This is a genomic window from Betaproteobacteria bacterium, assembly GCA_016713305.1.
Taxonomy (GTDB): domain Bacteria; phylum Pseudomonadota; class Gammaproteobacteria; order Burkholderiales.
In genome coordinates this window covers 214356-236653 of sequence record JADJPK010000005.1, presented here as the reverse complement: position 1 = coordinate 236653, position 22298 = coordinate 214356, and the positions used below count along the sequence as shown (strand labels likewise).

Sequence of the window (22298 nt, the reverse complement as noted above, 5' to 3'; positions counted from 1 at the left end):
ATTCGGCGCGAAGTTCTTCGGCCATGGCTACCTCGAGGGAAGATCGGAAAGCGCCGGATTATAGGAGAGGCAAAGCACCTATTGCTGCTTGCTTCAGATCAGAAAATCGTTTTCGCACTGAGCCGGCCGCCTTGACAAGCAGCCCCGTCACGGGTGCCTTTCGGCGCCTCCGGGCTGGCAAGACTCGCCGACGCGCTGCGGCCACCCCCAACAGAACGCAAACCCGATGAAGATCTTCTTCTTCGCCTTCGCTACATTCTGAGTGGAACAGTCACTTTCTTGAGTTGCCAGGCGAGAATTCCGGCAGCAGAGCGATCCGGCAGATCTGTCGAGCACAACCGTTGGAAGAAACTCACTAATATCGACGGGTGGATGTTTTGTAGCGAAATGGCGCCGCATTAGACGCTCAGCACATCAGTCCGCACGGCAGGGAGGCAAGTTGCAGCCACAAATCTCAGACCTCGACACAAGAGTTGCGGTACTGGTCGACTGCGAAAATACAGACCCGGACATCCTGGAGTATGCGCTGCGGGTGGCCGCCCAATTCGGACGCGTCGTACTTCGCCGCGGGTTTGGTGGGTACAGCGCGCTTGCCAACAAATGGCAGACTGTCCTGGTGCAACAGGCCTTCACCCCTTCCTTGCAGTATTCGTATGCAGCCGGCAAGAACACCTCAGACATCGCTCTGGCCATCGACGCCATCGAAGCACTGTTTGACCAACGCGCCGACACCTTTTGCCTTGTGACCAGCGACTCCGACTTTGCCGGCCTGTGCCGCAACCTCGGGGAACGAGGCGCCACGGTTCACGTCATCGGAGAAGCCAAGACGCCCGAGGCGCTGCGCAATGCGAGCGACCAGTTTTTCCAGTGGTCGCCTCCGCCATCCCCCCTCCTGGCGGAAGCATCGCCACCTTCCGCCAAGGGACAGTCCGCTGCAAGACCGAGACTTCGCCCGAAGTCCGTGGTCAGCGCCGTCAGGCTTCTCGCCGCCGACTCCCCCGATGGCCGGGTGCACGTGGGAGGATTAGGCCCATACCTACGCCGTACAGACCCATCTTTTTCGCCCCAGACATACGGCCACGCGGGTCTCGTCAGCATGCTCAAGACCTACGACCTCCTCGACCTGCGACAGGAGCCAGGCGGTCACTGGACGGTGGCAGTGGCTGCTCCGGCCATGGAGTCCGCGAACGGAGCTGAGCCGGCTGGCCAGACAACCAACGAAGAATGAATCACCAAGCGCTCTCTTCCTTCATCTGGTCCGTCGCCGACCTCCTGCGCGGCGACTACAAACAATCCGAGTACGGCAAGGTCATTCTCCCCTTCACCGTGCTGCGCCGGCTGGACTGCGTGCTGGAGTCCACCAAGCCTGCCGTGCTGGCCGAGTCAGGCCAAGACCCGCGCCGGCCTGAACCCGGACCCTTTCCTGCTGCGCAAGGCCGGTCAGAGCTTCTACAACACGAGTCCTCTCGACCTCGGCAAGCTTCTGGGCGACCAGGACCACATCCGGCAGAACCTGTACGCCTACCTCCAGGGCTTCTCCCCCGCGGCCCGGGACATCTTCGAGCGCTTCGACTTCCACACGCAGATCGAGCGGCTGGCCAAGGCCAACCTGCTCTACCTGGTCGCCGAGAAGTTCGCCAACATCGACCTGCACCCGGACACCGTCAGCAACGCCCAGATGGGGCAGGTGTTCGAGGAGCTGATCCGCAAGTTCGCGGAAATCAGCAACGAGACCGCCGGGGAGCACTTCACCCCGCGCGAGGTCATCCGGCTGATGGTGAACCTGCTGTTCATCGAGGACAACGACGTGCTCTCACCCGGCAATGCCGTCGTGCGCACCCTCTACGACCCCACTGCAGGCACCGGCGGCATGCTCTCGGTGGCGGGCGAATATCTGCTGGAGCACAACCCGCAGGCCCGGCTCACCCTGTACGGGCAGGAACTCAACGACGAGTCCTACGCCATCTGCAAGGCGGACATGCTCATCAAGGGCCAGGATGTCGCCAACATCGTTGCCGGCAACACCCTGAGCGACGACGGCCACCCGCAGCGCCGGTTCGACTACATGCTTTCCAACCCGCCCTTCGGCGTGGAATGGAAGAAGGTAGAGAAGGCTGTCCGGGACGAGCACGAGAAGAAGGGCTTCGACGGCCGGTTCGGCCCCGGCCTGCCGCGGGTGAGCGACGGATCGATGCTGTTCCTGCTGCATCTCATTTCCAAGATGCGCCCCGCCGTCGATGGCGGCAGCCGCTTCGGCATCGTGCTCAACGGCTCGCCGCTGTTCACCGGCGGCGCCGGCAGCGGCGAGAGCGAGATTCGCCGCTACATGCTGGAGAACGATCTGGTCGAAGCCATCGTCGGCCTGCCCACCGACATGTTCTACAACACCGGCATCGCCACCTACGTCTGGGTGCTGTCCAACCAGAAGCCGGACACCGGAAAGGGCAGGTGCAACTCATAGACGCCAGCGGCTTCTGGCAGAAGATGCGCAAGAGCCTGGGCTCCAAGCGTAAGGAGCTGAGCGAGGACCACATCGCCACCGTCACCCGCTTGTTCGGCCGGTTCGTCGAGGCCGAGATGGTCACCGCGCTGGACGCCAAGGGCCAGCCTATCGGCGAGCCCCCCGCCCCCGGCGCTCATCATAGGGCGATCCCCGCCCTCCGCGCCGGAAGGCGACCGGCTCAAGCGCGTGCCCACCTCGCGCATCTTCCGCACCCGGGACTTCGGCTACACGACCATCACCGTCGAACGCCCCCTGCGCGACGAAGCCGGCAACGTCGTGCTGGCCGAACGCGGCAAGCAGAAAGGCAAGCCCGTCGCCGACAGCGCGCTGCGCGACACCGAGAACGTGCCGCTGTCGGACGACATCGCCGCCTACTTCGCCCGCGAAGTCCTGCCTCATGCGCCCGATGCCTGGATCGACGAAGAGAAGAGCAAAGTCGGCTACGAGATTCCGTTCAACCGGCACTTCTACGTGTTCGAGCCGCCGCGGAGTCTGGAGGCGATCGACGAGGAGCTGAAGGCGGTGTCGGCGCGCATCGTGGGGATGTTGGGGGAGTTGGCGGAGTGAGACTTGGGATGTATCCGGCGTACAAGGAAAGCGGCGCAGTCTGGCTCGGCGTCATACCGCAACACTGGCGAGTCGGAAAACTCAAAAACCTGATTGATCCTACGAGACGGATCACCTATGGCATTGTTCAGGCCGGCCCGGATACGTCTGGCGGAGTGCCTTACATTCGACCCGCTGACATGACCAACGAGCAAGGCGTCACCGATCCAAACGCTTTGCTTAGAACGACTCGAGAGATTGCTGAGGAGTATCGACGCAGCTTGGTACGCGCTGGCGACCTCGTGTGTTCGATCGGACCCAGTTTCGGAAAGCTCATGGTCGTTCCCGGGTGGCTTGATGGGGCAAATCTCACGCAGGGAACCGCACGGATAGCCGTCGAAGCGCCGAACGTCGCGAGGTTCGTATTCTGGGCACTTCGCGCGCTACCCTCAGTTTCTCAATGGGAGGCGAGCATAGGCGGCGCGACGTTTCGTGCGCTCAACTTGGAGCCCTTAGCGAATACATTGATCACCATTCCACCGACGTCGGAACAACGACTCATCGCGGGATTTCTCGACCGCGAAACCGCCAAGATCGATGCGCTGATCGCGGAGCAGGAGAAGCTCATTGCCCTGCTGACCGAGAAGCGGCAGGCCACCATCTCCCAAGCTGTCACCCGCGGTCTTGATCCCGATGTGCCGATGAAGGACTCTGGCGTGGCGTGGGTCGGACAGGTCCCGGACCACTGGGAGATCGGAACAATCAAGAAGTGGTTCGTGACGAGTAGCGGTGGGACGCCCGACACTGCCCGACAGGACGAGTTCTATGCTGATCGAGGTGGGTATCCGTGGATACGCACAACTGACCTTGGAAACGACCGGTTGGCGACGTATGAAGTAGCGATTACGGAAGCGGCCATCAATGCGAGCGCATGCGCGATCTTGCCGAAGAACAGCGTGCTCGTCGCCATGTATGGGGGAGAGGGAACAATCGGCAAGAACGCGTTGCTGCTCTTTGAGTCATGCATTAATCAAGCCGTGTGCGCTTTGCTTCCGAACGAGGATTTCGATAGCCGGTACGTGTGGCGATTCATTCAGTTCTTCAGGCCGTACTGGATGATCGGCGCGGAGAGTTCGAGGAAGGACCCCAACATTAGCCAAGCGCTGATTCGGAACGCAGTGATGCTGAGGCCGCCGCTCCACGAGCAACTTGCGATTGCTGACTATCTTGACGTCGCGGGAGCAAAGCTGGATGCCCTCGAGCAAGATGCTGAGCGTTCCATTGCGCTCCTCCGTGAACGCCGCTCCGCCCTCATCACCGCCGGCGTCACCGGCCAGATCGACGTGCGCGGTGCCGTCCAGATGGCTCACGAAGCGCCCGAGGGAGTCACCGCATGAAGACCATCGACGGCAAGGCCCGTACCGTCAGCGAAGTCCTCAAGGGCAAGCGCTACGGCATCGACTACTACCAGCGGGAGTATCGCTGGCAGCGCAAGCAGGTGAAGGAACTGGTCGACGACCTGACCTCGCACTTCCTGCAGTCGCACCGGCCCGGGAACCCGCGCGGTGCAGTCGCACAGTACGGCAACTACTTTCTCGGCTCCATCATCCTCAGCGAGCGGGACAACCAGCTGTTCATCGTGGACGGCCAGCAGCGGCTGACGACGCTGACCCTGCTGCTCCTGCTGCTGCACCGCCGCCAGGGACAGCGGCCCGACCGGGTCCACCTGGAGGACCTGATCTACTCCGAACGTTTCGGCGAGCGCGCGTTCAACATCGCCGTGGAGGACCGCCGGACGATCATGACTGCGCTGTTCGGCGGCGAGGTCCCCGACACCACCGATGCCTCGGAGTCGGTACAGAACATCGTCGCCCGCTACCAGGACCTGGACGACCTGCTGCAGGAACTCGGCGACGACATCGACGACGCCGCGCTGCCCTACTTCTGTGACTGGCTGACCGAGAAGGTGTACCTCATCGAGATCCGCGCGGCGTCGGACGAGGACGCCTACACGATCTTCGAGGCGATGAATGACCGGGGCCTGTCCCTATCGCCCCTGGACATGCTCAAGGGCTACCTGCTCGCCAACATCCGGGACATCGGCCAGCGCAACGAGGCCGCACGGCTCTGGCGGGAGCGGATCGAGGCGCTGCGCAAGCTCGGCAAGGACGAGGACACGGATGCCGTGAAGGCGTGGCTGCGCGCCCGCTACGCCACGAGCGTGCGGGAACGCAAGAGCGGCTCCGAGAACAAGGACTTCGAGCGAATCGGGACGGAGTTCCACCGCTGGGCCGCCCAGCACGCGGAGGCGCTTGGCCTGCGTACGGACGACGACTACTTCCGCTTCGTGTGCCAGGACTTCGTGTTTTACACGCGGCAGTACCAGCGCATCCGTGAGGCGTCCCTGAAGCCCGTGGAAGGGCTGGAGCCGGTGTACCACGTGGCGTGCTTCAACTTCACGCTGCAGTACCCGCTGCTGCTCGCGCCCCTGCTGCAGACCGACCCGGCCGATGTGGTCACCCGGAAGATTCGCGCGGTCGCGATCTTCCTGGACATCCTGCTTGCCCGCCGCGCCGTGAACTACCTGACCATGACCTTCTCGGCGATGTCGTACGCCGCGTTCACGATCCTTCGAGACATCCGGGGCAAGTCGCTCGGGGAACTCGTGTCGGTCCTGATCAAGAAGCTCGAGGAGCAGGGGTGCGATTTCGACGGGACAAGTGAGAGGCACAGGGAGGCTTTCGGACTTCGGTCTCAACCAGTGGTCCGGGCGCTACATCAAAGGTCCTGCTCGCTCGCATGACCGCGCACCTGGAGGCGGCATCCGGCATGCGCAGCCAGACGAGCGACTACCTCGTGGACGGGCGCGGACGCTTCGAGATCGAGCACATCTGGGCCGCGCACTACGACCGCCATCGCGACGAGTTCGAGTCGGAGGCGGACTTCTGGTACGCCCGGAACACCATCGGCGGGTTGCTGCTCCTGCCCAAGTCGTTCAATGCCAGCTACGGGGACCTGACCTACGAGGAGAAGCGCCAGCACTACGTGACCCAGAATCTGCTCGCCCGATCGCTGCACGAACAGTGCTACGAGCGGAATCCCGGGTTCATGGAGTACATCCGGCAGGCCCAGCTCCCTTTTCGGGCCATGGCCACCTTCAAGAAGGCCGACCTCGAAGAACGCCAGCGCCTGTATCGCCAATTGGCGGATCGCATCTGGGATCCGCAGTTGCTGGTGCGGGAGGCGTAGGCTGACTGACGGATGCGGGCATGGGCTGGGTGTAGTGGAACCCTGGGAGCTTGCGCAAGCCTGCCTTGAACAAGGCCGACTCTAGCGCTCATAATAAAGCTTGCCTAATGTATGCGCCTCGTCACGGGGTGCAGTAAAGGGAGCCTTTCGCATGCCAGACGGCGAAGGAACCGCTCGCGCCGGACGCTACGTGCGTCAACCTACCGGCTACCGGGCCTTCATGCCCGCTCCACTCCCGCCCCGCCCCCCTCTGGCGATGAGCGGCGAGCTCCAGGCGCTGCTCTCACAGGCCGACCGCGCCCTAGGGCGGCTGGACGGGTCGGTGCTGACCTTGCCCAACCCCGATCTCTTCGTGTTCATGTACGTGCGCAAGGAGGCCGTGCTGTCGAGCCAGATCGAGGGGACGCAGAGCTCTCTGCACGACCTGCTGGCCGCCGAAGCCGATCTGTTCGACGAGCAACGCCCGCGCGACGTGGACGAAGTCGTGAACTATGTGCGCGCCATGAATCACGGACTCGCGCGACTCGAGGAGCTACCCGTGTCTGTGCGCCTGGTCCGCGAGATTCACGCGGAGTTGCTGCGGGGCGTCCGCGGTGGACGACTCACGCCAGGAACTGCGGCGCAGTCAGAACTGGATCGGACCCGCCGGTTGCACGCTGAACACCGCGACTTTCGTGCCGCCACCGCATGAGGAGGTGCCGCAGGCACTGGGTGACCTCGAACGATTTCTCCACGCCGACGACGATCTGCCACCGGTAGTCAAGATCGCCCTCGCCCATGTTCAGTTCGAAACCATCCACCCCTTCCTCGACGGGAACGGGCGTGTGGGCAGGTTGCTCATCACATTTCTGCTGACCGAGAGGGGGGTGCTTCACAAGCCAGTGCTGTATCTCTCCCACTACTTTCGCAAGCACAGGCAGACCTACTACGACCACCTGCAAGCCGTTCGTGATCACGGAACCTGGGAAGCGTGGCTGAAGTTCTTCTTGAGCGGTGTATGCGAGGTCGCGCAGGAAGCGGCGGAGACCGCGCGAAACATTCAGCTCCTTCGGGAACGTCATCGTAGCGCCATCACAGAGAGACTTGGGCGCGCGGCAGGCAACGGCCACCGGGTCCTGGAAAGTCTGTTCAAACGCCCCATCGTGACCGTCTCCGACGTAAAGGCACTCACGGGAACCACCTATGTGGCGGCCAATGCCTTGGTGGCCCGCCTGGCCGATTTGGGTCTTCTCGTCGAAATGACGGGCTACGCCCGTAACCGCCGCTTCCGCTACGACGCCTACGTGCGCTTGTTCACGGATGAGGAGCGTCCGGAGGCCACCGCATGACGCTCCACCAGGAAAGAAAATTCGAAGACGAAATCTGCCAGCACCTGGGTGTGCAGGGCTGGTGGTACGAACCGAACGCCGCGAAGGACTTCGATACGGCCCGCGGACTCTTTCTCCCCGATCTGGTCGCCTGGTTGGAGGTCGCACAGCCTGACGCCCACCTGCGCCTGACGAAGACACACGGCGCCCAGCTGGCGGGCGTGCTCGCCGACCGGATTCGAAAGAGTCTGAACGAGCGCGGGACGTTGGAAGTCCTGCGCCGGGGTGTCGAGATGCTGGGCTTGAAGGAGCCGCTGCAACTCGCGCAGTTCAAGCCGGCGCTGGGCCTGAACCCTGCCATCCAGACCCGGTACGAAGCCAACCGCCTGCGGGTACTTCGCCAAGTTCACCACTCCCCGAACCAACCCGGGGAATCCATCGATCTGATGCTGTGTCTCAACGGCATCCCGGTGGCGACGGCGGAGCTGAAGACGAACTTCACGCAGAGCGTGCGCGACGCCGTGGACCAGTACCGCTTCGACCGGCACCCCCAACCCAAGGGCGGTGTCCTGGAGCCTGCGCTGGGCTTTCCGGGCGGAGCGCTGGTGCACTTCGCGGTCGGCCAGAGCGAAGTGATGATGACGACCCGACTCGCAGGGCCGGGGACGCAGTTTCTGCCGTTCAACCGGGGCAATGAGGGCGGCGCAGGCAATGCGCCAAACCCCGAAGGCTTCGCGACCGCCTATCTGTGGGAAGAAGTCTGGGCGCGCGAGAGCTGGCTGGACATCCTGCATCGCTACCTCGTCGCCAAGCGCGACGACAAGAAACAGCTGCAGGCCGTCATCTTCCCGCGCTATCACCAGCTCGATGCCACGCGCAGGCTCGTGGCCGACGTCCTGGCGCATGGCCCGGGTCAGCGCTACCTGATTCAGCACTCGGCAGGCTCCGGCAAGACGAACTCCATCGCCTGGACCGCACACTTCCTCGCGGACCTGCACGATGCGCAAAACCGGAAGCTGTTCGACAGTGTTCTGGTCGTGAGCGACCGCAACGTGCTGGACGCCCAGCTGCAGGAAGCCATCTTCGACTTCGAGCGTACGACCGGCGTCGTCGCGACGATCACCAACGAGTCCGGCAGCAAGAGCGCCCAGCTGACCCAGGCGTTGAAGGACGGCAAGAAGATCATTGTCTGCACCATCCAGACCTTCCCGTTCGCACTGCAGGCCGTGCAGGAGCTGGCCGCGACTGAAGGCAAGCGCTTCGCCGTCATCGCCGACGAGGCCCACAGCTCCCAGACCGGCGAGGCGGCCGCAAAGCTGAAGCAGCTGCTGTCCGTCGAGGAATGGAACGACCTCCAGGACGGGGGTGGGGTGGACACTGAAGCCCTCCTCGCGGCGCAGATGGAGGCCAAGGCGTCGACGAAGGGACTCACCTACGTCGCGTTCACCGCCACGCCCAAGGCCAAGACCTTGGAGCTTTTCGGCCGCCCCGGGCCGGACGGGCTGCCGCAGCCTTTCCACGTGTACTCCATGCGCCAGGCCATCGAGGAAGGCTTCATCCTCGATGTGCTGAAGAACTACACGAGCTACAACCTCGCATTCCGGCTGGCGCACGAGGGCCGGGAATACGACGAAACCCAGGTCGAGCGCAGCGCCGCGATGAAGGGGATCATGCAGTGGGTTCGCCTGCACCCCTACAACATCGCGCAGAAAGTACAGGTGGTGGTGGAGCACTACCGGGAGAATGTGCAGCCGCTACTCAACGGGCGAGCGAAAGCGATGGTGGTCGTGGCCAGCCGCAAGGAAGCCGTGCGGTGGCAGAAGGCCATGCGCGCCTACATTCAGAGCCGCAACTACCCGCTGGGTGTGCTCGTGGCGTTCTCGGGCGAGGTGCACGACCAGGACAGCTTTCCCGAGGCCGTGACCGAGACCAGCCCCCTCCTGAATCCGGGACTGAAGGGTCGGGACATCCGCGACACCTTCGCCGGGCCGGACTACCACCTCCTGCTGGTGGCCAACAAGTTCCAGACGGGCTTTGATCAGCCGCTCCTGTGCGGCATGTACGTGGACAAGCGACTCGCCGGCATCCAGGCCGTGCAGACGCTCTCCCGGCTCAACCGCGCCCTGCCAGGCAAGGACACCACCTACAGTCTCGACTTCGGCAACGACCCCACCGAGATCCTGCAGGCGTTCAAGACCTACTACGAGACGGCCGAGCTGGAGAGCGCCACCGACCCGCACCTGGTCTACGACTTGCGGGCCAAGCTCGATGCGGCAGGCCACTACGATGACTTCGAAGTGGAGCGCGTGGTGAAGGTTGAACTCGATCCGCATGGCACGCAGAAGGAACTGGATGCCGCCATTGCCCCTGTGGCGGACCGACTGCTCAAGCGCTATAAAGCCGCGCAGACCGAGAAGGGCAATGCCGAGGCACTGGATGACGACAAGGCCGCCAAAGCGTCTACGGACACGCTCCACGCCCTGGTGCTGTTCAAGAGCGACATGTCCTCCTACATACGTCTGTATGCCTTCCTGAGCCAGATATTCGACTACGGCAACACCGACATCGAGAAGCGGTACGTCTTCTTCAAACGGCTGCTGCCGCTATTGGAATTCGGGCGCGAGCGTGTAGTAGTCGACCTATCCAAGGTAGTGCTGACTCACCACACGCTCAAGGCCCGGGGGCAACAGGCCATGACACTGGGCCCCGATGGCACCTACAGGCTGCCCCGATCGACGCTGTCGGCAGTGGTGCAGTGCAGGAGAAGGAGCGGGCCTACCTCAATGAGATCATCGAAAAGGTCAATGGCTTGTTCGAAGGCGAACTGACCGACGACGACCAATTGGTCTACGTGAACGGCGTGCTCAAGGGCAAGCTGCTGGAAAACGAGACTCTTGTGCAGCAGGCAGCCAGCAACAGCAAGGAGCAATTCGCCAACTCACCGGACCTCAGCAAGGCACTGATGGACGCAATCATCGATGCGTTCGAGGCTCATCAGGCAATGAGTTCGCAGGCGTTGGGGTCGGCGAAGGTACAGGCGGGCCTGAAGGACATTCTGCTGGGGCCAGCGCAGTTGTATGAGGCGCTCAGGGCTCGTTCCGCAACCGGACCTGCCGCGCCCGATGCTGGAGCATAGTCTTGTTCCCGAAGAGAGGGCCTCGCTGGATCATTGACGAAGCCAAACAGGCTCGATGCCCCCTTTCCATTCCAACGATTTCTCAATGCGTCGGTTCTTGACACGCGCCTTTGGCTGCCCTCAGCAGAGTCGGTTCCACAGCGTCCATTCTCACGCCGACCGCCGCATCGCCCCCACCGTGCTTCCGTGCGCCGCTCCACCCCGGCTCACCGGCACATCCAGCGCGGCGGGCACCGGCAGACCCAGCAGCACGTACAGCTGCGCCAGGCTCGCGCGGTAGACCGCGTCGATCGCCGACACCGATTCGGGCGGGTTGTAGTCGCCGAACCACCAGCACCAGTCGGACCCTTCGCACACGCCCAGCTGGCGCGACGCCTGTTCCTGCTGCATGGGGCTGAGCCGCCCGCTCTCGATCACCAGATCGTATTGCTGCTTGGCTTCGCACAGCAGGTCCCACGCACGGTTCTTGTCGGGGTGCCCGATCCAGGTGGAGAGATTTCCGTAGACCCAGCTCCCGGACACGAGCCGCTCTAGACGTCCCGTCCGCGTCGCCGGATCGCTCAGCACGTCTGCGTACGTTGTCGTCCGGATGGCGGGGTGGTCCTCCAACAACCCGTACAGATCGTCGAGGAAGTAGAAACCGTTGTAGGGGTAGTACTCCCACGCATTTTCGCCGTCCAGGATCACGGAAACGACGGGTGCGCTGTCCGGGGCGCCGATCCCGCGATGCGTTCCAGTTCCGCCACGAAGTCTGCCGCCGCATCGCGTCCGTGCCAGCGGGAGTACTCGAAGCCGATCCGGTCGGAGAGCTGATCGTCGCGGAAGAAACAGGTGACGCCGGAGCCCCCGGCGACATAACCACGGTACAGGTACTCCGACTTGGGAACGGTGGCGTCCACTCCCAGCGAAGCCACCAGCACGCCCTGCCCGCTCGCCGACCAGGCGATTCCCGCGGCGCCCAGGAGATCCACGAACGCCGGCGATACGGCGCCCTCCGCAGGCCACATGCCCGCAGGCGTCGAACCGAACCGCCCGGCATGAGAGTGCAGCGCCCATTCGATCTGGGCCGTGAGCCGTTGCCGTCCGCCCGGATAACGTGAGGCATAGGGCAGCGTCACTCCGGGCTGGGTTTCGCGCGCAGCGGCGAAATCGAGCATCAGCGGACCGATGGGGTGGAAGTGCGGCGTGGACGAGATCTCCACCTGTCCGCGTGCGGCCAACGCGCGCCAGCGCGGAACGATCGAACGCACCACGTCGGCGATCACGTCCAGCAGAGCCCGCCGGTCTGCAGCGCTGAACTGCCCCCCCTTGGTCATGAGATTCGGGATCAGCGCGAATTCCCGCCGCACGGTCTCGCCGGTCCACGCGAGGTGATACCAGGTCAGCAGATCGGCAATGTACTGGGCCGACAGATACTCGAGGGGCGCGCCTTCCTGGGTGTCCACGAACCGGAACAGAGCCTTCAACCGCGCATACGCCGGGAAGGGTTCGATCATCTTCACGTGGTTGGCGCGAAAGCAGCGATCCAGCACCAGTTCCCGTTCGGCCGCCGTGATGTCCTGCAGATCTTCACGGGCGAGCAGGGCCAGCAGCGGGTCGCGCAACGTGCCCGAGTCGAACTGCGTGACGTAGTCCTCGAGCTGGTCGACAAGAACAGGGACGAAGTTCACGACGGCCCGGACGCCCGGATGGCGCTCCAGATGCGATGCCATGTCGGAGTAGTCCTTGAGCGCATGCAGATACACCCAGGGCAGCCGGAACTCTCCGGTCACGCAGTCGCGGAAATCGGGCTGGTGCATGTGCCAGAGCAGCACCAGCCGGAGCGCTGGCGTGGCAACGGCTTCTGACGGCGGCTCGTCGGGCGGCACCCCGGGGGCGATCGGCATGCGTCGATCAGCGCTGATGGAAGACCTGCTGTCCCAGCATGTCCGGTGTCACGAGGGTGATGCCGTTGTCGCTCACATAGAACCTCTTCGCGTCTTCCTCGGGATCGAACCCGATCTCGATGCCGTCGGGGAGCATGCTGCGCTTGTCCACGACGCACTTGCGCAACTTGACCCGCCGGCCGACCACCACGTCCGGGAGCAGCACGGAATCCTCGATCTCACCGTAGCTGTGCACGCGCACGTTCGAGAAAAGCACGGAGCGCGCCACGCGGGAACCGCTCACGATGCACCCGCCCGACACGAGGGAATCGACCGCGTAGCCGCGCCGCCCTTCTTCGTCGAAGACAAACTTCGCCGGCGGAAGCTGCTCCTGGTGCGTCCAGATCGGCCACTTCGTGTCGTAGAGATTCAGCTCGGGGTCCACGCGCGAAAGGTCGAGATTGGCTTCCCAGAACGCCTCCACCTCGCCGACGTCCCGCCAGTACGGCACCCCGTCCTTCACCGCGACGCAGCTCTCGATGAAGTTGTGCGCGAAAACCTTGGCATTGCCCACGAGGTAGGGAATGAGGTCCTTGCCGAAGTCGTGGCTGGAATCCTTGAGCCGGGTGTCGATTTCGAGCTGTTCGTACAGGAAAGCCGCGTTGAAGGCGTAGATACCCATGCTGACGAGCGCCTTGCCGGGTTTGCCGGGAACCGATTCGGGATTCGCGGGCTTCTCGACGAATTCGCGCACCCGCCAGTCGGCGTCGATGCCCATCACTCCGAACGCGGTGGCCGTCTCCACCGGAACCTCCAGGCACGCCACCGTCACGTCGGCTCCCTTCAGCACGTGATCCGACAGCATCTTGCCGTAGTCCATCTTGTAGATGTGATCCCCGCCCAGCACCAGTACGTACTCGGGATGGTAGGAACGCAGGATGTCGAGATTCTGGTACACCGCGTCGGCAGTGCCCTGGTACCAGGACTCGTCGGAGGTCCGCTGCGAGGCGGGCAGCACGTCGACGAATTCCTTGAAGCGCCCATCGAGGAAGCTCCAGCCCCGCTGGATGTGCCGGATCAGGCTGTGGGCCTTGTATTGCGTCGCCACGCCGATCTGCCGGATGCCCGAATTGACGCAGTTCGAGAGCACGAAATCGACAATCCGGAACTTGCCGCCGAACGGCACCGCCGGCTTTGCGCGCCAGTCCGTGAGATTGCGCAGGCGGCTGCCCTTGCCGCCCGCAAGCACCAGCGCGTAAGTGTTCTTGGTGAGTCTGCTGACGAAACGAGGATCGTTTTGCATGGTGGTGACGCCACTTCCGAAGAGTCGGAGCGACCGGAACACGGGGCTCCGGCATCGTGCCTTTCCGCCGCCAGCCGGTTCGCCCGGCCGGTGCGGCTGACGGCTGTTCAATCATACCCGCCCGCATCGCGGGCCTGGACGACGGAATGCAAGCATCCGGCGTGCACCGGATCGCCAAACCGGCCGCGTTGCTTCATCATCCATCTTCATGCATTGAAGACAAATCTCATGACAGATTCGCGTCTGCCCCTGCTGCTCGAGGGAAGGCTCCATGATCCGCATGCGGTGCTCGGCGCACACGCCGCCGGCGGCAGATGGCACATTCGCCACATCGATCCGCATGCGGTCGCCGTGTCCGCGCTGTTCGCCGACGGCTGGAAACCGCTGCATCGGCAAGGGCCGGGCCTGTTCGAATCCACCGGCAGCGACGTTCCCCTCCGGCCGGTGCGGCTGCGCGTCGACTGGTCCGGCTCGCAGCAGGAGATCGTCAGCCCGTGGTCGTTCCCGCCCGATATCGGCGAACAGGACCTGTATCTGTTCAACGAGGGCCGTCTGCTGCAGGCCTGGCGCATCCTCGGCGCCCAGCCTCATTCCCGCGATGGCGTCGACGGCGTTCGGTTCGGCTGCTGGGCGCCGAATGCGGAACGCGTCAGTGTGGTCGGGGACTTCAACCGCTGGGACGGCCGGTGCCACCCCATGACGAGCCGGGGCTCGAGCGGCGTATGGGAGCTTTTCATCCCCGGCCTCGCCCCCGGTGCGCTGTACAAGTTCGAGATCCGGCAAGTCGGCACCGGCGCGCTGCTGACCAAGACCGATCCCTACGCGCGGCGTTTCGAGTTGCGGCCCGGGACGGCCGCCCGCGTATGCGGCCCCGGGGAGCATCGCTGGAACGATGCGGCGTGGATGGAGCGACGCAGCCGGTCCGACTGGCTTCACGGACCGCTCAACGCCTACGAGGTCCACGCCGGTTCCTGGAAACGCCATCCCGACGGACGCTTCTACAGTTATCGCGAACTGGCCGGGCATCTGGTGCCGTACGTGCGCGACATGGGATACACGCACATCGAGATGCTTCCGCTTTCGGAGCACCCGCTGGACGAATCGTGGGGTTACCAGGCCACCGGCTACTTCGCCGCGACCAGCCGGTTCGGGACCGAAGACGACCTGCGCTTCTTCGTGGATACCTGTCACGGCGCGGGGATCGGCGTCATTCTCGACTGGGTGCCGGGCCACTTTCCCCGCGACGACTGGGCGCTTGCACGATTCGACGGGTCCGCACTCTACGAGCACGAAGACCCGCGGTTGGGACTGCATCAGGAATGGGGCACCCACGTCTTCAACTACGGGCGCAACGAAGTCCGCAGCTTCCTGCTGTCCTCCGCGGTGTATTGGCTGCAGGAGTTCCACGTCGACGGCCTGCGCGTGGACGCCGTCGCTTCCATGCTGTACCTCGACTATTCGCGCCGTGACGGCGAATGGCTTCCCAACCGGTTCGGCGGCCGCGAGAACCTGGAAGCCATCGACTTCCTCCGTGAACTGAACACCGTGGTCCACCGCGATTTTCCCGGCGCCCTCACCTTCGCCGAGGAGTCGACTGCCTGGCCCATGGTGTCGCGGCCCGCCTATGTGGGCGGGCTGGGCTTCTCCATGAAATGGAACATGGGCTGGATGAACGACACGCTCGCCTACATGTCGCTGGACCCCGTGTACCGGCGGTTCCACCAGGACAAGCTGACGTTCGGACAGATCTACGCCTACAGCGAGAACTTCCTGCTGCCCCTGTCCCATGACGAGGTGGTGCACGGCAAGCGTTCCCTGCTCGACAAGATGCCGGGCGACGCCTGGCAGAAGTTCGCCAACCTGCGCCTGCTGCTCGCCTGCCAGGCCGCATCGCCGGGCAAGAAACTGCTGTTCATGGGCGGGGAGTTCGGCCAGGGCCGTGAATGGCGCGTGGGCGGCGAGCTCGACTGGGGGTTGCTCGAATCGCACTGGCATCGCGGCGTGCAGGCCTGCGCGCGCGATCTCAACGTGCTCTACCGGGATACGCCCGCGCTGCACGAACTGGACTTCGACGCCGCGGGGTTCCAGTGGATCGACTGCCACGATGCCGATCAGTCCGTGATCTCCTGGATCCGGCGCGACCGGCACGGCGGCTTCGTGGTGATCGCGGCCAACTTCACGCCGGTACCTCGAAGCCCCTATCGCATCGGCGTTCCCCGTCCGGGCGCCTACCGGGAACTGCTCAATACCGATTCCTCCTTCTACGGCGGGTCGAACCAGGGCAACGGCGAGGGGCTTCTCACCGAATCGCGGGAATGGATGGGCCACGGACAGTCGCTCGTCCTCACCCTTCCGCCGCTCGGTCTCGTGGTACTGGCGCCGGCGGCGTGAAGATCCTCTTCGCCACCTCCGAGGCCGTGCCGCTGGTCAAGACCGGCGGACTGGCCGACGTGAGCGGCGCGTTGCCGCTGGCTTTGCGCCGGGAGGGTGCCGATGTCCGGCTGCTGATGCCCGGATACCGGTCCGTCCTGACCGGCGCGGGCGATGGTTGGGAAACCGTGGCCGATCTGGCTCTCCCGCCGTTTCCACCGGCTCGCCTTCTCGCCACGACATTGCCCGGCGGCCTGCCGCTGCTCGCCATCGAGTGCCCGCCTCTTTTCGACCGGGAAGGCGGGCTCTATCAGAGACGGGCGGGCGAAGATTGGCCGGACAACGACATCCGCTTCGGCCTGCTTTCACGCGTTGCCGCTCTCCTGGCCCAGGAATCGTCGCCTCTCGGCTGGCGGCCGGACCTGCTCCACTGCAACGACTGGCAGACCGGCCTGGCTCCCGCGTTCCTGGCCGCGTCGGGCGGCGGAGCCCCCACGCTGCTGACGATCCACAACCTTGCCTTCCAGGGCATCTTCCAGACCGGCACCCTGGCCCGTGTCGGGCTGCCCTGGGACTTGTACCGGGTCGACGGGGTGGAGTACTACGGCAACATTTCATTTCTCAAGGCCGGCATCCAGTTCGCGACCCGGCTCACGACCGTGAGCCCCACCTACGCCCGCGAAATCCAGAGCGAGCCGCTGGGTTTCGGTCTTCAGGGCCTGCTGGCCTGGCGATCGCGGGATCTCACCGGAATCCTGAACGGCATCGACGAGCAGACCTGGGATCCCGCCCGGGATCCGCATCTGCCTCGCCGCTACGACGCCACATCGCTTCCGCGCAAGGAGGCCAGCAAACGGGCGCTCCAGGTTGCGCTGGGGCTGGATGCCGATCCGAAGGCCCCGTTGCTGGGCGCGGTGAGCCGCCTCACGCACCAGAAGGGGCTCGACCTCCTCATCGCCTGCATCGAACCATTGCTGGAATCGGGCCTTCAGCTCGCCGTGCTGGGTTCCGGAGAACCGGAGTTGGAAAGCGCTTTCACCGGCCTCGCGCAGCGGTATCCCGGCAGGGCCGGCGTCCGGCTGGGGTTCGACGAAGCCTTCTCGCACTTGGTGGAAGCAGGCGCTGACTTCTTCGTCATGCCTTCGCGCTTCGAGCCCTGCGGTCTCAACCAGATGTACAGCCAGCGCTATGGCACTCCCGTGGTGGCCCGTACCACCGGGGGCCTGGCCGACAGCATCACGGACGCCGGAGCGGGACCCGGGACGGTCCCGGACGCGACCGGATTCCTCTTCAGGGATCCCACGCCCGAGGCGCTCGCGGAGGCCCTCGACCGCGCCGTGGGCGCATTCGCCCACCGGCGCGTATGGCGCCGCATGCAACGCGCGGGCATGGCCCGCGACTTTTCCTGGGACGCCGCCGCGAGAACCTACCTGGAACTCTACCGGTCCCTGGTGTAAGGAGGCCGGATCGGCATGCTGCGCGCTCGGGACGCAGACGTTCCCGGCTGCCGATGACCCGCGGGGCGGGGCCGCTCCCGTCCCGCGGCTGCCTTCACACCGTGGCAGCGCGCCGGTGATCCGAATCGTTCCGGGTGTCCCTCGGGCCCCCCGCGCGAACCCGGTCATCGCCTCGGCCCGGCGGTCCGCCCCGCATCGGAGGCGCCCGAACGAGTCAGACACTGGTCAAAGATGGCACAATCCAAGGGCTTCGCCGGGCACCGCCGTACCCGTCTGCCGGCGGCAACCATCACGCATCGGAGGATCCCATGATCGGAGACAGAATCGAGGTCAACATTGCCGGCGGACTGGACGTACCGCTGCCCCGCATGGTCCATGTGCGGCAGAAATTCGCGCTGCCGCGCGTCGAGAATGTCTCCAGGACGGTGGCCGCGGAGTTCCTCCGCCCCGAAGTGCGTGCCAAGGTGAAGCCGGGCATGACCATCGCCGTCGGCTGCGGCAGCCGCGGCATCAACAACATCGCGGAATGCGCCAAGCAGGTCATCGCCGAACTGAAGGCGCTGGGCGCCAAGCCCTTCATCTTCCCCGCCATGGGCAGCCACGGCGGTGCCACGGCCGAAGGCCAGCACGAAGTGCTGGAAGGCTACGGGATCACCGAGGACTTCGTCGGCTGCCCGATCCGCTCCCAGATGGACGTGGTGGAAGTGGGCAAGCTGCCGGACGGCATGCCGGTCTACATGGACAAGCTGGCATCCGAGGCCGACGGCGTGGTCGTCGTCTGCCGCGTCAAGCCGCACACCAATTTCCGCGCACCGATCGAATCCGGCATCGTCAAGATGCTCACCATTGGCATGGGCAAGATCGTGGGCGCGACCGAACTGCACACGCAGGGCATGGACAAGTTCGGCGAGCTGCTTCCGGCCGCGGCCAGCCTCATCATGGCCAGGAAGAACATCCTTCTTGGCGTCGCGATGGTCGAGAACGCGGCCGACGAGACCGCCATCATCGAGGCGGTTCCCGCGGAGAAGATTTTCGAACGCGAGCCCGTGCTCCAGGCAAAGGCCAAGGAAATGATGGCCCGGCTGCAGTTCGACGAGATCGACGTGCTGGTCGTGGAACGGATCGGCAAGAACATCTCGGGCTCGGGCATGGACCCCAACATCACCGGCCGCAACTGCCGCCTGGTGGAGTGGAACATGAAGCCGTTCGTGAAGAAGATCGCCGTGCTGGGACTCACGCCCGAAACCCATGGCAACGCGACCGGCATGGGCGCCGCAGACGTGATCACGATGCGCCTGTACAAGGATCTGGACATCGCCAAGACGTACGCGAACATCATCACCTCGACGTACCTGGACGGCGCGGGCATTCCGCTCATCATGAATACGGACGCCGAAGCCATCCAGCTCGCGGTGAAGACGGTCGTGCGCGTGAAGCCGCAGGACACCAAGGTCGTGCGCATCGCCAACACGCTGGAGATCATGGACATCCACGTGTCCGAACCGATGCTGCCCTTCATCAAGGCCAACCCGTCGATGTTCGAGGTGATGGGCGAACCGGAGCCGTTCAAGTTCGATGCGAAGGGAACGCTGTACCCCATGCTGGGACGCCATCACGAACACGCCACGGCGTAGGTTCGCCGCGCGGGACTCCGGCATGCCGGAGTCCCCGCTTGCCTCGCACGCGTTGCCACGCTGCCCTGAAGACCGTGTTCCACGAGACTGCCGGGAGCCGCTGAAAGCGGTCGTCCTGCTGCCCGCCCCGCGTTCATGCTGATTCATCTCGACCCGGTCGGCGGGATCGCCGGCGACATGTTCATCGCTGCCGTCACGGACGCTTTTCCGCAGTTGCGCGAAGGCATGCTGACGGCGATCCGGGCGGCCGGCCTGCCGGAAGACATCGACTGCCGGTTCGAGCCGCACGAGGATCACTCTCTCACCGGCAGCCGTTTCATCGTCGACATTCCGGGACAGGGCGACAGCTATGTTCCGGTCGCACCCGCCGAGGGTCACTTGCTGCGGCAGGGCGCGCATGCCCCCCATACGCATCGCGATTTCGCGGACATCCGCACGCATCTACTGGCCTCCACCCTGACGCCGGAGGTCAAGCATCACGCGATCGGCATCTTCACCGTACTGGCCGGGGCGGAATCGAAAATCCACGGCCATCCGGTCGACGACGTGTCGTTCCACGAGCTGGGCGAATGGGATTCGGTGGCCGACATCGTCGGTGCCGCCTATCTCATCACCGCGCTGGATGCCACGGAATGGACCATAGGAACGCTTCCCCTGGGCTCGGGATTCGTCAGAACGGCCCATGGGCGCCTGCCCGTCCCCGTGCCCGCCGCGGCCGCGATCCTCGAGGGTTACGCCTTCATCGATGACGGCGTGGAGGGCGAGCGCATCACTCCCACCGGCGCTGCGATCGTCCGGCATCTCGCCTGCCATCAGCAGCGGCACTCCAGGAGCCCGAGCATCCTCAGGCACAACGGCTACGGTTTCGGCACGAGGCGCTTTCCCGGAATGGCCAACGTGCTGCGCCTGCTCGCGTTCGAGCCGCAGGCGGCGCGCACATCGCTGGAAGACTCCGAGGCCGCGGTGATCGAATTCGATGTGGACGACCAGACGCCGGAGGATCTCGCCATCGGTCTGGACAGGATCCGCTCGCTGGCGGGTGTCCTGGATGTCCTGCAGATGCCGGCCTACGGCAAGAAGGGACGCGTCGCCGCGCACGTGCAGGTCCTGACGGAGCCCGAAGCGCTGGCACGCGCGGTGGAAGCCTGCTTCCTCGAGACCACCACCATCGGTCTTCGCTATCACACGGTGCACCGTCACCGCCTGCCGCGCGAGATGAAGGTCGTACAGGTGGGCAACCATTCGATCCGGGTGAAGATCGCACATCGTGCCGACTCGGTCACGGCCAAGGCGGACAGCGACGACGCGCTCCACTCGCGCGGCACCGCGGGCCGCATGCAGACACGTCACGACGCCGAGACTTCCGGCCTCGATGGCGAAGAGGAACGAAGCCAGAAATGAATGCCCCACTGAACCTGCTCGAACGGCTCGAAGCCGTGCTCGCCGCCATGCCGCGCGTCGCCTGCGCCGTGAGCGGTGGTATCGACAGCCTCACACTGGCCACCGTGGCGCACCGCCGGCCGGGCCGCGAAGGCGTCGAGATGTTCCATGCCGTATCGCCCGCGGTGCCGCGCGAGGCCACGGAGCGCACCCAGGCGATCGCGCAGCAGGAAGGCTGGTCGTTGACGATCATCGATGCCGGCGAATTCTCCGATGCCCAGTATCGCGCCAATCCGTCGAACCGCTGCTACTACTGCAAGACCAGCCTGTACGGCGCCATCCGGCCGGCCACGACGGCGCAGATCGTGTCCGGCACCAACACGGACGATCTGGGCGAGTACCGGCCGGGACTGGAAGCGGCGAAGGAGCACGACGTCCGTCATCCTTTCGTGGAGGCCGGCATCGACAAGAACGGCGTGCGCGTCATCGCCCGCGCAGTGGGGCTGGGCGAGATCGCCGAGCTTCCCTCGGCGCCGTGCCTGTCGAGCCGCATCGAAACGGGGATCGGCATCGATCCCGCCATGCTGGCCTGCGTGCACGCGGGCGAGAATCTGGTGCGGGAGAAGCTGGGAGCGCGCACGGTGCGGTGCCGCGTGCGTGCCAACGGCGTCGTGATCGAGCTGGATGCACAGACGCTCGCCCTGCCCGAAGAACTGCGTACGCCGGTCGCGCAGGAAGTGGAGCGCCTGTTCCGGGAGGGGGGATTCCCGGGCAGCGTCGCGTTCGCCCCCTACCGGGTGGGCAGCGCCTTCCTGCATCCGGTGAAGGTGCACGCCCGATGAATGCGCACCTGGACATCCGCCTCGATTTCGATCGCCGCAGTCGCATGGGGCTGGAGGAAGCGATCCTCGCCGGCAGCAAGCCGGTCGCGCATCTGGCTGCCATCCTCGATCAGGCCGCGCAGCGCAACGCGCGCCTCCTGCTCACCCGCCTGAGCGAGGAGCAGATGTCGCAGTTGCCGGAGCATCATCGCGCCGCCGTTGCGTACGACCCGCTGTCCCGGACCGGCTACTTCGGAGCCCCGGAGCCGCTGCGGACGGCGACACGCGTCGCTGTCGTTGCCGCGGGCACCTCCGACATCCAGGTGGTCCGCGAGGTCTCCCGAACGCTCCACTGGTACGGCGAACCCACGTTGGAGGTCACCGACGTGGGCGTGGCCGGCATCTGGCGGCTCATGGAGCGCGTGGAGGAGATCCGCCATCTCCCCGTCGTCATCGTCGTCGCCGGGATGGACGCCGCGCTGCCGACCGTGGTCGGCGGACTCACACCGGGGGTCGTGATCGGCGTGCCGACGTCCGTGGGCTACGGCGTGGCCACCGGAGGACACACGGCGCTCCACTCCATGCTGTCCAGCTGTGCGGCCGGCCTGCTGGTAACGAACATCGACAACGGCTTCGGGGCCGCCTGTGCGGCGTTGCGCGTGCTGGGCTCGCATGTCCTGCCCGCTCCGGGTCCGGCCGGAAACGCAGACGCCGCGAAGACCTGACA

The 22298-nt window shown here is 64.9% G+C and carries 9 protein-coding genes and 5 pseudogenes; 12 read left to right on the top strand and 2 right to left on the bottom strand.

Translation table 11 applies throughout. The features are described from left to right. Positions 1-439 precede the first annotated feature (439 nt). From IPK20_06035 to IPK20_06010, 6 genes and pseudogenes are all read left to right on the top strand, one after another. Positions 440-1228, top strand: coding sequence for an NYN domain-containing protein (locus IPK20_06035; GenBank protein ID MBK8016315.1), 789 nt, complete (start codon positions 440-442; stop codon positions 1226-1228). Next, positions 1225-3070: pseudogene (locus IPK20_06030) on the top strand (SAM-dependent DNA methyltransferase). The gene IPK20_06035 and the pseudogene IPK20_06030 overlap by 4 nt, the downstream one beginning before the upstream one ends. An 8-nt stretch (positions 3071-3078) precedes the next feature. Next, entirely contained in the window at positions 3079-4446 is a 1368-nt protein-coding gene (locus IPK20_06025) for a restriction endonuclease subunit S (protein ID MBK8016314.1), read from the top strand. Continuing rightward, positions 4443-6298, top strand: a pseudogene (locus tag IPK20_06020) (DUF262 domain-containing protein). The gene IPK20_06025 and the pseudogene IPK20_06020 overlap by 4 nt, the downstream one beginning before the upstream one ends. 151 nt (positions 6299-6449) lie before the next feature. Next, positions 6450-7626, top strand: a pseudogene (locus tag IPK20_06015) (Fic family protein). Further along, positions 7623-10741: pseudogene (locus IPK20_06010) on the top strand (type I restriction endonuclease subunit R). The pseudogenes IPK20_06015 and IPK20_06010 overlap by 4 nt, the downstream one beginning before the upstream one ends. Positions 10742-10891: 150 nt before the next feature. Here IPK20_06010 and IPK20_06005 read toward each other — a convergent pair. Further along, positions 10892-12627: pseudogene (locus IPK20_06005) on the bottom strand (glycoside hydrolase). Between the two features lie 7 nt (positions 12628-12634). Then, a complete protein-coding gene (glgC, locus tag IPK20_06000; GenBank protein ID MBK8016313.1) occupies positions 12635-13909 on the bottom strand; it encodes a glucose-1-phosphate adenylyltransferase in 1275 nt (424 codons plus the stop codon). Between the two features lie 228 nt (positions 13910-14137). Between glgC and glgB the strand changes: the two genes are divergently transcribed. The 6 genes from glgB (at position 14138) to larB (ending at position 22296) form a co-directional block, all read left to right on the top strand. Then, the gene (gene glgB / locus IPK20_05995; GenBank protein ID MBK8016312.1) at positions 14138-16300 is read left to right on the top strand and encodes a 1,4-alpha-glucan branching protein GlgB; all 2163 of its coding nucleotides are present in this window, start codon (positions 14138-14140) and stop codon (positions 16298-16300) included. After that, complete coding sequence (gene glgA / locus IPK20_05990; protein MBK8016311.1) at positions 16225-17736, top strand: glycogen synthase GlgA; 1512 nt, start codon at positions 16225-16227, stop codon at positions 17734-17736. The genes glgB and glgA overlap by 76 nt, the downstream gene beginning before the upstream one ends. A gap of 308 nt (positions 17737-18044) precedes the next feature. Continuing rightward, positions 18045-19370: a DUF2088 domain-containing protein gene (locus tag IPK20_05985; protein ID MBK8016310.1), complete on the top strand. Its 1326-nt coding sequence runs from the start codon at positions 18045-18047 to the stop codon at positions 19368-19370. A 135-nt stretch (positions 19371-19505) separates the two neighbouring features. Continuing rightward, positions 19506-20771, top strand: a complete 1266-nt coding sequence (locus tag IPK20_05980) for a LarC family nickel insertion protein (GenBank protein MBK8016309.1) — start codon at positions 19506-19508, stop codon at positions 20769-20771. Next, entirely contained in the window at positions 20768-21592 is an 825-nt protein-coding gene (locus tag IPK20_05975; protein ID MBK8016308.1) for an adenine nucleotide alpha hydrolase, read from the top strand. Before IPK20_05980 ends, IPK20_05975 begins: the two co-directional genes overlap by 4 nt. Continuing rightward, positions 21589-22296: a nickel pincer cofactor biosynthesis protein LarB gene (larB, locus tag IPK20_05970; protein MBK8016307.1), complete on the top strand. Its 708-nt coding sequence runs from the start codon at positions 21589-21591 to the stop codon at positions 22294-22296. The genes IPK20_05975 and larB overlap by 4 nt, the downstream gene beginning before the upstream one ends. The last annotated feature ends 2 nt before the right edge of the window (positions 22297-22298 follow it).